Annotated in this window: 8 protein-coding genes; 7 read left to right on the plus strand and 1 reads right to left on the minus strand. The window is 64.3% G+C overall.

Features of this window, described 5'->3' with window-relative positions; all coding sequences use genetic code 11:
* Positions 1 to 46: 46 nt before the first annotated feature.
* On the minus strand, positions 47 to 1,258 hold the full coding sequence (locus VLK31_RS33410; RefSeq protein ID WP_409172786.1) for an AGE family epimerase/isomerase: 1,212 nt from the start codon (positions 1,256 to 1,258) through the stop codon (positions 47 to 49).
* A 279-nt stretch (positions 1,259 to 1,537) separates the two neighbouring features.
* On the opposite strand from VLK31_RS33410, the gene VLK31_RS33415 reads away from it, so the two are divergent.
* The 7 genes from VLK31_RS33415 to VLK31_RS33445 form a co-directional block, all read left to right on the plus strand.
* Positions 1,538 to 2,308, plus strand: a complete 771-nt coding sequence (locus VLK31_RS33415; protein ID WP_409172787.1) for an ABC transporter ATP-binding protein — start codon at positions 1,538 to 1,540, stop codon at positions 2,306 to 2,308.
* A 1-nt stretch (position 2,309) separates the two neighbouring features.
* Positions 2,310 to 3,017 carry an ABC transporter ATP-binding protein gene (locus tag VLK31_RS33420; protein ID WP_093128605.1) on the plus strand — a complete coding sequence of 236 codons (708 nt, stop codon included), beginning with the start codon at positions 2,310 to 2,312 and terminating at the stop codon, positions 3,015 to 3,017.
* 76 nt (positions 3,018 to 3,093) lie between these two features.
* Positions 3,094 to 4,290 (plus strand): ABC transporter substrate-binding protein, encoded by a 1,197-nt coding sequence (locus tag VLK31_RS33425; RefSeq protein WP_409172788.1) that lies wholly within the window; start codon positions 3,094 to 3,096, stop codon positions 4,288 to 4,290.
* A 77-nt stretch (positions 4,291 to 4,367) separates the two neighbouring features.
* Positions 4,368 to 5,564, plus strand: coding sequence for an ABC transporter substrate-binding protein (locus tag VLK31_RS33430; RefSeq protein WP_409172789.1), 1,197 nt, complete (start codon positions 4,368 to 4,370; stop codon positions 5,562 to 5,564).
* Positions 5,565 to 5,609: 45 nt separating this feature from the next.
* Complete coding sequence (locus VLK31_RS33435; protein WP_409172790.1) at positions 5,610 to 6,485, plus strand: branched-chain amino acid ABC transporter permease; 876 nt, start codon at positions 5,610 to 5,612, stop codon at positions 6,483 to 6,485.
* A 10-nt stretch (positions 6,486 to 6,495) separates the two neighbouring features.
* Positions 6,496 to 7,497 carry a branched-chain amino acid ABC transporter permease gene (locus tag VLK31_RS33440; protein WP_409172791.1) on the plus strand — a complete coding sequence of 334 codons (1,002 nt, stop codon included), beginning with the start codon at positions 6,496 to 6,498 and terminating at the stop codon, positions 7,495 to 7,497.
* Positions 7,498 to 8,195: 698 nt separating this feature from the next.
* Positions 8,196 to 8,377, plus strand: a 182-nt coding sequence (locus VLK31_RS33445; protein ID WP_409172792.1) for a hypothetical protein, incomplete at its 3' end; no start/stop codon positions are given.

Below are 8,377 nucleotides of genomic sequence, written 5' to 3' on the forward strand. Positions count from 1 at the left end.
CTGGCCCTTTCGACCCCCAGGCTTCCTCAGGAAGACCTGGGGGTTTTCACATCCGCAGTGCGCGCAGCACGTCGTGGCACGCGCCCATGGTGTGGTAGTCGGTCTTGCCGGCCGGGCTTTTTTCGTCGCTGATCTTCTGGTTCTGCGGCGTGAGGATGCGGTACCAGGCGCCGTGCCGGTGGTCGACAAAGTGTGCCCAGCTGTATGCCCAGATGCTGTCGTACCAGTCCCAGTAGCTGGCGTCGCCGGTGCGCACCGCGAGCAGGGCGGCCGCGGCAAAGCTCTCGGCCTGCACCCAGAAGTATTTGTCGCCGTCGCACACCTTGCCGTCGGGCCCGAAGCCGTAGACCAGCCCGCCGTTGTCGGCGTCCCAGCCTCGGAACATGGCGGTGTCGAAGAAGTGCCGCGCGCGCGGCACGATCCAGTCGGCGGTGCGGTTGGCGTCGTGGTTCGCGGTGGACAGGTGGCGCTCCAGTTGCAGCAGCAGCTTGGCCCATTCGGTCAGGTGGCCGGTCTGAAAGCCCCAGGGTCTGAAGATGTTGGTCTTGTCGCCGCGGTTGTAGTCCCAGTCGATCGACCAGTCCTGCCGGTAGTGCTCCCACACCAGCCCATCGGCCAGCGCGGCCTGCCGGCCAGTGACCGATTCCGCGAGCGCCAATGCGCGCTCGAGGTAGCGTGCCTCCTGCGTGGCCTCGAAGGCGGCAAGCATCGCCTCGCAGGCATGCATGTTGGCGTTCTGCCCGCGATAGGGGCCAACCTGCCAGTCGCTCGTGGCCTCGTCGGCATAGAGCTGATGCCCAGGCTCCCAGAAGTGCTGCTCCATCAGCTCCCAGGTGTGTGCCAGGCCGGCACGGGCCTCTTCGATGCCGGCCATCAGCGCATGCGCATGCGCGAGCAGCACGAAGGCCAGGCCGTAGCAGTGGTTGGTTGCGTCTTGCACCGCGGCCTTGCCCTGGTGCCAGTCGATCTGCCACGCATAGCCGCCTTGCGCCTTCGCATGGCCTTGCTGAAGAAAGGCCAGCCCATGCCGCGCGGCCGCAAGGTGCCCCGGATCACCGAAGCGCCGGTATGCCATGGCGTGGTTGAACACGAAGCGCGCGCTGCTCACCAGGTGGCGCGTGCGCCGGTCGTACACCGTGCCGTCGTCCTTGAAGAAATGAAAGAAGCCACCCGCGTCGTCGAGGCTGCGCGGCGCATAGAACGCGAGCGTGTGCAGGATGTGGTCGGAGAGGAAATCGGGCGAGCGGAAATCGAGCATGTTGAGCACCAGTCTATGCAGGCCTCGCCGATCCTTGGTTGGGGTTTCCCTGCGGCTGATGCCTACAGCCGTCCGGCGCGCTGAAGGCCCGTTTGTCGCTGCAACGACAGTCCCCGTTTCGAATGCCGCGCCGCCTCGCTCAGGTTGCACTGCAGCATAGGCATTTGCCCCAGTATGAAATTGCATGACGCCCACCAACAATCACTGCGCGCCCGGCAGTGGCGACTAGATGGACCGCATGACCGACTTTCTTTTTTCCAACCCGGGCGACCTCGCGCAATGAGCGACGTCATTCTTGAAACACGCCAGCTCACCAAGGAATTCAAAGGGTTCACCGCGGTCAGCAAGGTCAACCTGTCGGTGGTGCGCGGCTCGATCCACGCGCTCATCGGCCCGAACGGTGCCGGCAAGACCACCTGCTTCAACCTGCTGACGAAGTTCCTCGAGCCGACCACCGGCACGATCCTCTTCAACGGCCAGGACATCACGCGCGAACGCCCCGCGCAAATCGCGCGGCGCGGCATCATCCGTTCGTTCCAGATCTCGGCCGTTTTCCCGCACCTCACGCTGCTGGAAAACGTGCGCCTGGGCCTGCAGCGCCGGCTGGGCACCTCGTTCCATTTCTGGAAGAGCGAAAAGTCGCTGAAGTCGCTCGATGCGCGGGCGCGCGAGTTGCTGGCCGAAGTCGGGCTCGAAGAGTTGGCCGACGAGCAGACCGTGAACCTGCCCTACGGCCGAAAGCGTGCATTGGAGATTGCCACCACGCTGGCCATGGAGCCCGAGCTGATGCTGCTGGACGAACCCACGCAGGGCATGGGCCATGAAGACGTGCACCGCGTGGCCGAGCTCATCAAGCGCGTGTCGGCGGGCCGCACCATCTTGATGGTGGAACACAACATGAGCGTGGTGTCGACCATTGCCGACACCATCACCGTGCTGCAACGCGGCGCCGTGCTGGCCGAAGGGCCCTACGCGCAGGTCTCGAAAAACCCACAGGTCATGGAGGCCTACATGGGCACCACCGACGGCGAAATGCAAGGCGCACACTGACATGACCGCCGCATTGGAAATCAAGGGCCTGCAAGCCTGGTACGGCGAATCGCACGTGCTGCACGGTGTCGACATGGTCGTGCAGCCCGGCGAAGTCGTCACGCTGCTGGGCCGCAATGGCGCGGGCCGCACGACCACGTTGCGCGCCATCATGGGCCTCACGGGTGCGCGCAAGGGCAGCATCGAGGTGAACGGCAAAGAAACCATCGGCATGCCGACGCACCGCATCGCGCACCTGGGCATCGGCTATTGCCCTGAAGAGCGCGGCATCTTCGCCAGCCTCTCGTGCGAAGAAAACCTGCTGCTGCCGCCTGAACTGAAAGGCGCGGGCCCGGGCATGTCGGTCGACGAAATCTACGCCATGTTCCCCAACCTGGCCGAGCGCCGCCACAGCCAGGGCACGCGCCTGTCGGGCGGCGAGCAGCAGATGCTGGCCGTGGCGCGCATCCTGCGCACGGGTGCCAAGCTGCTGCTGCTCGACGAAATTTCCGAAGGCCTGGCGCCGGTCATCGTGCAGGCGCTGGCCCGCATGATCACCACGCTGCGCGCCAAGGGCTACACCATCGTCATGGTGGAGCAGAACTTTCGCTTTGCCGCGCCGCTGGCCGACCGCTTCTACGTGATGGAGCACGGGCGCATCGCGCTGAAGTTCGGCGCCGCGGAGCTCGAAGCCAAGATGCCGGTGCTGACCGAGCTGCTGGGCGTTTGACGCGCCCGCACATCTTCCGATACGTCCACAAGACAACCGCTCTCATCCCACAAAGATTCCTTCAGGAGACAACACCATGAACAAGAAACTCGGCCTCATCGCCACCGCCATCGGCATCCTCGCGCTGGGCGCGGGCGCCGCGCAAGCGCAGGAAAAAGTGAAGATCGGCTTTGTCACCGACCTGTCCAGCCTGTACGCCGACCTGGAAGGCAAGGGCGGTGCCACCGCCATCCAGATGGCCATCGACGACTTCGGCGGCAAGGCGCTGGGCCAGCCCATCGAGCTGCTGGTGGCGGACCACCAGAACAAGGCCGACATTGCCGCCTCCAAGGCGCGCGAATGGGTCGACACCGCCGGCGTGACCATGATCTTTGGCGGCACCAACTCCGGCACCGCGCTGGCCACTGCCAAGGTGGCCGAAGAAAAGAAGCGCGTGTACTTCAACAACGGCGCGGGCAGCTCGGTGCTCACCAACGAGCAGTGCTCGCCTTACACCGTGCACTACGCCTACGACACCGTGGCGCTGGCCAAGGGCACCGGCGCGGCCGTGGTCGACCGCGGCGGCAAGAGCTGGTTCTTTCTGACGGCCGACTATGCCTTCGGCCATGCACTCGAAGCCGACACCACCAAGGTGGTGAAGGAGAAGGGCGGCACCGTGGTGGGCGCGGTGCGCCATCCGCTGAACGCATCCGACTTTTCGTCGTTCCTGCTGCAGGCGCAGAGCTCCAAGGCGCAGATTCTGGGCCTGGCCAATGCCGGTGGCGACACCATCAACGCCATCAAGGCGGCGCGCGAATTCGGCATCAACAAGACCATGAAGACCGCCGGCCTGCTGGTGTTCCTGAGCGACATCCACAGCCTGGGCCTGAAGAACACCGAAGGCCTGCTGCACACCACCAGCTGGTACTGGGACCTGAACGACGAGTCGCGCAAGTTTGCCAACCGCTTCTTCGAGAAGACCAAGCGCATGCCCACCGACGTGCAGGCCGCCGACTACTCCGCCACTATGACCTACCTGAAGGCCGTGGCCGCCGTCAAGACCACCGACTCCGACAAGGTGATGGCGCAGCTCAAGAGCATGAAGATCGACGACTTCTACGGCAAGGGCCAGATCCGCGCCGACGGCAGCTTCATTCACGACATGTACCTGGTCGAGGTGAAGTCGCCCGCCGAGTCGAAGAAGCCGTGGGACTACCTGAAGGTGCTCAAGACGCTGCCGGGCGACCAGGTCTTCACGACCAAGGCAGAGACCAAGTGCGCCGCCTGGAAATGATCGGCTGAGGCCGCCGCACCTACCGCCGCACCCACCGCTACCGACACCCCACCGAAGTCATCGAGGAGAACCATTCCATGAAACGCACGCTCATCGCCTCTGCCTGCCTTGCCGCCACCTGCCTGATGGCGGCCGGCGCCGCGCAGGCGCAGGACAAGGTCAAGATCGGCTTCATCACCGACATGTCGAGCCTCTACGCGGACGTGGAAGGCAAGAACGGCGCGCTGGCCATCCAGATGGCCATCGACGACTTCGGCGGCAAGGTCAACGGCATGCCCATCGAGCTGCTGCAGGCCGACCACCAGAACAAGGCCGACATTGCCGCCTCCAAGGCGCGCGAGTGGATCGACACGCAGGGCCTGACCATGCTGTTCGGCGGCACCAGCTCCGGCACCGGCCTGGCCATGGCCAAGGTGGCGCAGGAGAAGAAGCGCGTGTTCATCGTGAACGGCGCGGGCAGCTCCGCGCTCACCAACGAGCAGTGCAGCCCCTACACCGTGCACTACGCCTACGACACCGTGGCGCTGGCCAAGGGCACGGGCAGCGCGGTCATTGCGCGCGGCGACAAGAGCTGGTTCTTTCTGACCGCCGACTACGCCTTCGGCCAGGCCCTGGAGGCCGATGCCTCCAAGGTGGTGAAGGAGAAGGGCGGCACCGTGGTGGGCAGCGTGAAGCATCCGCTGAACACGTCCGACTTTTCGTCGTTCCTGCTGCAGGCGCAAAACTCCAAGGCCCAGGTGCTGGCGCTGGCCAACGCCGGCGGCGACACCATCAACGCCATCAAGGCGGCCAAGGAATTCGGCATCAGCAAGACCATGAAGATGGTCGGCCTGCTGGTGTTCGTGACCGACGTGCACAGCCTGGGCCTGAAGAACACCGAAGGCCTGCTGCTCACCACCAGCTGGGACTGGAACCTGGACGACAAGACGCGCGCCTTCGGCAAGCGCTTCTTCGACAAGACCAAGCGCATGCCCACCGACATCCAGGCCGCCGACTACTCGGCCACCATGACCTACCTGAAGGCCGTGCAGGCTGCCAAGAGCATCGACGCCGACACCGTGATGGCGCAGATCAAGAAGACCCCCATCGACGACTTCTACGCCAAGGGCGTGGTCCGCGAGGACGGGCGCTTCGTGCACGACATGTACCTGATGCAGGTGAAGTCGCCGGCCGAGTCCAAGCAGCCGTGGGACTACTACAAGGTGGTTCAGAAGCTCAAGGGCGAAGACGTCTACACCACGAAGGCCGAGAGCCGTTGCGCCCTCTGGAAGTGATCCCCCGCGGGCGCTTTCTCGGCGCCCGGGTTCGTTGAAACGCTTATGACCATTTCCCTTCCCGGCTTGTTGAGCCAGCTCCTCCTGGGGCTGGTGAACGGCTCCTTCTATGCCATCCTGAGCCTCGGGCTGGCGGTGATCTTCGGCCTGCTCAACGTCATCAACTTCGCGCACGGCGCGCTGTTCATGATGGGCGCCATCCTGACCTGGATGGCGATGGAGTATTTCGGCATCAACTACTGGGTGATGCTGATTGCCGCGCCCATCGTCATCGGCCTCTTCGGCATCGTGATCGAGCGCTTGCTGCTGCGCTGGATCTACAAGCTCGACCACCTCTACGGCCTGCTGCTCACGCTGGGCCTCACGCTGCTGATCGAGGGCGTTTTCCGCTCCGTGTACGGCGTGTCGGGCCTGGCCTACGACGCGCCCGAGGCACTGTCGAGCGCCACCGACCTGGGCTTCATGGTGCTGCCCAACTACCGCGCCTGGGTCGTCGTGGCCTCGCTGGTGGTGTGCTTCGCCACCTGGTACGTGATCGAGAAAACGCGCCTTGGCGCCTACCTGCGCGCGGGCACCGAGAACCCGCGGCTGGTGGAGGCCTTCGGCGTGAACGTGCCGCTGATGATCACGCTGACCTACGCCTTCGGCGCCGGGCTGGCCGCCTTTGCCGGCGTGCTGGCCGCACCGGTCATTCAGGTGTCGCCGCTGATGGGGCAGAACCTCATCATCGTGGTGTTCGCGGTGGTCGTCATCGGTGGCATGGGCTCGATCATGGGCGCCATCCTCACCGGCCTGGGCCTGGGCGTGATCGAGGGTTTCACCAAGGTCTTCTACCCCGAGGCGTCGTCGACGGTTGTGTTCGTGATCATGGTCATCGTGCTGCTCATCCGCCCCGCCGGCCTGTTCGGCAAAGAGAAATAAGGCGAGCGGCATGAACACCAAAAAAATCTCCCTCGTCGTCTACGCACTGCTGTTGCTCGCGCTCATCGCGGCGCCGTTCTTCGGCGCCTACCCGGTGTTCGTGATGAAGCTCATGTGCTTCGCACTGTTCGCCGCGGCGTTCAACCTGCTGCTGGGCTTCACCGGCCTGTTGTCGTTTGGCCATGCGGCCTTTCTGGGCGGCTCCGCGTATGTGGCCGGGCACGCCATCAAGGTCTGGGGCCTCACGCCCGAGCTGGGCCTGCTCGCCGGCACGATCACGGGCGCGTTGCTGGGCTGGCTCTTCGGCGTGCTGGCCATTCGCCGCACGGGCATCTACTTCGCGATGATCACGCTGGCGCTCGCGCAGATGATGTTCTTCGTCGCGCTGCAGGCCAAGTTCACGGGCGGCGAAGACGGCCTGCAGGGCGTGCCGCGCGGCAAGCTCTTCGGGCTGATCGACCTGTCGAACGACCTCACGATGTACTACGTGGCGCTGGTCGTGGTGGTCGCGGCCTTTCTGCTGATCGTGCGCACCATTCACTCGCCGTTCGGACAGGTGCTGAAGGGCATCAAGGAGAACGAGCCGCGCGCGCTGTCGCTGGGTTATGACGTGAGCCGTTTCAAGCTGCTGGCGTTTGTGATTTCCGCGGCGCTGTCGGGCCTGGCCGGTTCGCTCAAGACGCTGGTGCTGGGCTTTGCCACGCTGTCCGACGTGCACTGGACGGCGTCGGGCCAGGTCATTCTGATGACGCTGGTGGGCGGCCTGGGCACCCTGTCAGGTCCGTTGGTGGGCTCGGCGGTGGTGGTGCTGCTGGAGAACAAGATCGGCGAGCTCGGCAACTTTCTGGCCCGCATCACCACGGTGGACTGGTTCAACACGCTGGGCGAATCGGTGACCATGGTCACGGGCCTGATCTTCGTGATCTGCGTGCTCGCCTTCCGCAAGGGGATCATGGGCGAGATCATCGCGTTCATCGACCGGCGCAAGGGGTCTGCCGGTAAGTCGCACTGAGGCTTTCGTCTCTTGCTTGGTGCTTGAGCTGCGTTGTTCGGGGCGACGCTCACGCCGACGGGGTGCCTTGCTCCGCGAATGTCCCCCGGCCTGCGGCCTCCTCCTTTATTTCGCTGCGCAAGGCACCCCATCGGCGTGTGCGTTTTCAGAGCAGTGGTTGATCGCGCGATCACCCAGAGCGTGCCCTGTGCACACGCCCTGAACAAAGGCGTCACAACCGAAAGCAGCGCCCGCCAACGGGTCTAGTGCCGCAACGACATCCCATACCCGCGCCCAACGCGATGTCCCGCGCGCGACGACGAGGCCTGATTCATCAGCCGCAATGCGCGTCGAGTCACGGCCGTTTTTCTGCGCCGAGACGTGACCGGAAGTGAGCAAACATTGATTGTTTGTTGACAACCATGCGATGTGAACTTTCCGAGTTGACATTGCGTTGTTTCTAGTCCTCCAAGTCTGTCTTTTCACAATGCATTGAACAAGCGCACAAGCCGTCACGATATCTTTCTGAAACCTGAACCGCAGAGTTCAGATAAGGGAGAGAGTGAATGCAAAGCACGACTGCGGGGCCACCTCGGTCCGTCGCACAGCCATATGCGGGCGAGGGGTCACGAGAAGGAGAGTCGACGACTTCGGCTTTTGCGTCCCTGGAGGCCCTGTGCACCATTGCGCGGTTTCATCAAGTAGCAGCCGATGCGTCTTTGCTGGCGCACCAGCTGGGCCTGGCGCCTTCGGAGCCCATAACGACCGCCACGTTGCTGCAAGCGGCCAGGCAACTCGGCCTGAAGGCCAAGGCCTCACGCACCACCCCTGAGCGTCTGTCGTTGACGCCGTTGCCCGCACTGGCCGTGCTGCGCAATGAAGACGGAAGCGAACGCGTCGT

Origin of the sequence: Variovorax sp. H27-G14, from assembly GCF_046156345.1 — a bacterium.
Lineage (GTDB): Bacteria > Pseudomonadota > Gammaproteobacteria > Burkholderiales > Burkholderiaceae_C > Variovorax.